We start from the raw sequence: 2,549 nt of genomic DNA on the forward strand, positions 1-2,549 counted from the left end.
CAGAAAGGCTTTTAAAAAAATCATTAAGCTCCATTACAAAATATTATTTGGTCAAAATTAATAAAATCCCAGAACTTAACAGCCCTGCTCTCTGAAGGAGAGGGGTTGGGGGTGAGGTTAATAATGTCTAGCGGACTCTTATTTTGAAATACCGCTGCAAGTTAATCAAAAGCCTTTATTTGAACTAAAATGAAATCTTATTCATATAAAATACATTTCTTCGTCCGCCTTCGCTATCATTCGTAATACGCTGATAACCAGAAGCAATGAAGTAATTTTTATACCAATAGTCGATAGCATCAGAAGTTGTCTGTTTTACTTTATCTCCTTCTATTTGCGTACCTATTTTCGAGCTTTGGGTATCTTCAAGAATGGTATCACCTTTGATAATTTTAGTGAAAATTTGCCCTTTATTGCTGTACGAAAGCGTAATTTCGTCTCCTTTTATCGAAGCTTTTACTTTCTCGCTCAGTTTTTGTTCTTTCACATCTTTCATTTCGATACTGTTATCCCATAACAAATTGCCTTTTTCATCAAATGCCGCTACGATAGCATGGGTATAAATCCAGCCGTCAAACGTTTGTTGATTGCCATAATTTCTGTTTCCCCATCCCCACGGACTGTAGTATGAACTAAAAGGCGAATACAAACCATAATAACCATATCCCCAACGATAAGGGTTATAAAACGAGCTGTACGGACTACCCATACCATTATACATTCCGAAAGGATTGTAGTTATTATAACGATAGTCGGCATAAAAAGCCTCGGCTACCATGATGTATTTATCGTCCTGTTTGATAATGTCATGTACTAACAAACGGTAGTCTAACCGTAAATCTTCTCCTTTGTTTTTCTTGTCCTGAATCTTTTTCTCTTGCTTTTCCTTTTGGCGTTCGCCCATGAAATTAAAGAAGTTTTTAAATTCAGTAAAGCTATGGAATTTCAAATCGGTGATTTCATTGTCAGTCAATTTTGAGAAATAAATACCTTGTGAAGTAGGCCCCCGCGACGACCCTATCGAGTTTTTATGCCCATACGTTCCGAACATTACCTCTGTTGAATCAGAGACAAGGTTTAGTTTGCCATTCATCATGGCAAATTCGTTATCTGGGTTCATCACCACTTGTGAGATTTGCTTGCCATCTTCGTCAAAGGACTTTACGACCAACTGGTAATTTTTTCCACGCGTACCCACTGCATACGTTACATTGACGATAGCCGTGCTAGTGTCCAATTCCATCGATTGTATCTCTGCCTGACTTTTCAAGGCACTTGGCAATACCTTTGTTTTGCGTTCGTCCAGATTAGTAAATAAAATGACAGGTTGATTATTGACCATCCCTGCAATAAAAATTGAAGAGTTGATAGCTTGAAAATCAGACACTTCCATCCTATCTACAGACATTATCTGATACTTTTCGATAAAGCCAGGGCCTATGTTTACTTTTATGACCTCGTACACATTACTTCTATAGCGGCTAAAAAGTAAGTATAGGCTTTTGCCGTCATAGCTATGCTTTACATAATCTAAGTTTCCATCAATTGTTCCATTGATAGACCATACCTGATCTAGGTTGGTGTCGAACCTAGAAAGCACAAAATTAGTTTTATTCACCTGAGATAGTACCAAAACCCCTTGTTCGTTGATGGGAATGGTAAAAAGCTCAGAATTGCTTGATGGTAGCGGAATTTCAATTCTTTTTAAGCTCTGAGCCTGTGCGAATTGAATAGTGGTAATCATCAATACAAAAAAAGCAATACTTTTTAAAAAGACGGTTTTCATATTTTTAAATTAATTAATTGAGCTTGTTTACTCATGAGCAAGTCCAAGAATAATATCAAATTCCTCGGGCTTAATATGTGTAACTGAAAGCCTTGATTGTTTGATTAGTGATAAATCCTTGAGTCGTTCATCAGATTTCATTTGTTTTAATGTAACGGTTTTAGGCAGTTTTTCAACAGGGACAAGGTCAACTACCACCCAGTTTTTATCTTCGGTCGTAGGGTCTTGATAAGCTTCTTTTACTACTTTGGCAATACCCACTACTTCCATTCCTTCATTTGAATGATAGAAAAGCACGAGGTCGTTTACTTGCATCGCTCTTAAATTATTGCGTGCTTGAAAATTTCGGACGCCATCCCACATCCCTGTGCCTTGTTTAACGAAATCATCCCAAGAATATTTGAAAGGTTCTGATTTTACGAGCCAATAATTCATAATTGTATGGTATTTTTTTTTGTTTTTGTGTTGATTGAAATTATGGTTTACACCCCTTCATTCCTAGCGAGGGACTTAAGTCCCTCGCTAGGAATGAGCAAGGTTACTAAGTGCTTATTGTGGTGACATTAAAACCATGTTCTGTGTGCCACAGAATACGGGTTAGAAAAAATCATTTTCTATTAGCGGGTGACTTAAGTCCTACTGACTACCCATAAGTTTGTAAATTATTAATAATCAGATGATTATCTCTAGCGAGGGACTTAAGTCCCTCGCTAGAGATAAGGGCTTCAACGCTTGGTTTTAAAGACTATTTATGTACATTTAA

At 37.0% G+C, this 2,549-nt stretch carries 2 protein-coding genes; both read right to left on the reverse strand.

What is annotated here, in order from left to right; translation table 11 throughout:
- Nucleotides 1–184: 184 nt before the first annotated feature.
- Nucleotides 185–1,786 carry a hypothetical protein gene (locus tag VB264_RS24920; protein ID WP_323254099.1) on the reverse strand — a complete coding sequence of 534 codons (1,602 nt, stop codon included), beginning with the start codon at nucleotides 1,784–1,786 and terminating at the stop codon, nucleotides 185–187.
- Between the two features lie 27 nt (nucleotides 1,787–1,813).
- Nucleotides 1,814–2,221 carry an EVE domain-containing protein gene (locus VB264_RS24925; RefSeq protein ID WP_309922730.1) on the reverse strand — a complete coding sequence of 136 codons (408 nt, stop codon included), beginning with the start codon at nucleotides 2,219–2,221 and terminating at the stop codon, nucleotides 1,814–1,816.
- Between the last annotated feature and the right edge of the window lie 328 nt (nucleotides 2,222–2,549).

Origin of the sequence: Arcicella aquatica (assembly GCF_034928825.1) — a bacterium.
Classification (GTDB): domain Bacteria; phylum Bacteroidota; class Bacteroidia; order Cytophagales; family Spirosomataceae; genus Arcicella; species Arcicella aquatica.